The sequence below is a fragment of the Vibrio viridaestus genome (assembly GCF_003856525.1).
GTDB classification, from domain to species: Bacteria; Pseudomonadota; Gammaproteobacteria; order Enterobacterales; family Vibrionaceae; genus Vibrio; species Vibrio viridaestus.
Map to the genome: position 1 here is coordinate 1 of NZ_RJVQ01000080.1, position 624 is coordinate 624.

A 624-nucleotide genomic window follows, 5' to 3' on the forward strand; every position below is an offset into this window, starting at 1 on the left:
CTTTTTGTGCTTCGGTTTCTTTTGCGTCTTTTGTCATGTAGTAAACGTTATAAGCAATAGCAGCAAACATAATCTTGTCTCCTTCCGTTATCGTCAGTGTCTTACGCTTTTTTCACGTCGGCTTTTTGAGCTTCGGTTTCTTTGGCGTCTTTAGTCATGTAATACACGTTATAAGCAAATGCAGCGAACATAATCTTATCTCCTCAATGTTGTTGTAAGTTTCTTTCGTCTACGGGGTAAATATAGATCTACCTCACATTGAATGCAACATTTATTTTGTTTTTATTTCACTTTAGAACGTATATTTTGTTTATTGAAGGCTAAATACTTGATTATGGCTCTTATTCTGTAATTTACTTTCATTAATGTAGTTGAAAACAGTTCAATCAGGGTGATTCGATAACAAGAGAGACTCAGGATGGGATGGATGGGGCCCCAGAAACGACAAAACCCAGCATTGCTGCTGGGTTTTAAATAGTGGCGGAGCGGACGGGACTCGAACCCGCGACCCCCGGCGTGACAGGCCGGTATTCTAACCAACTGAACTACCGCTCCGCATTGGTTAGCTTGGTGCTAAATAAAAGCCTGGCGATGTCCTACTCTCACATGGGGAGACCCCACACT

Annotated in this window: 1 tRNA gene; it reads right to left on the reverse strand. The window is 41.8% G+C overall.

Annotated features, from left to right (window positions below):
• Positions 1-478: 478 nt before the first annotated feature.
• Positions 479-555: transfer RNA gene (locus EES38_RS21770), tRNA-Asp, on the reverse strand.
• Between the last annotated feature and the right edge of the window lie 69 nt (positions 556-624).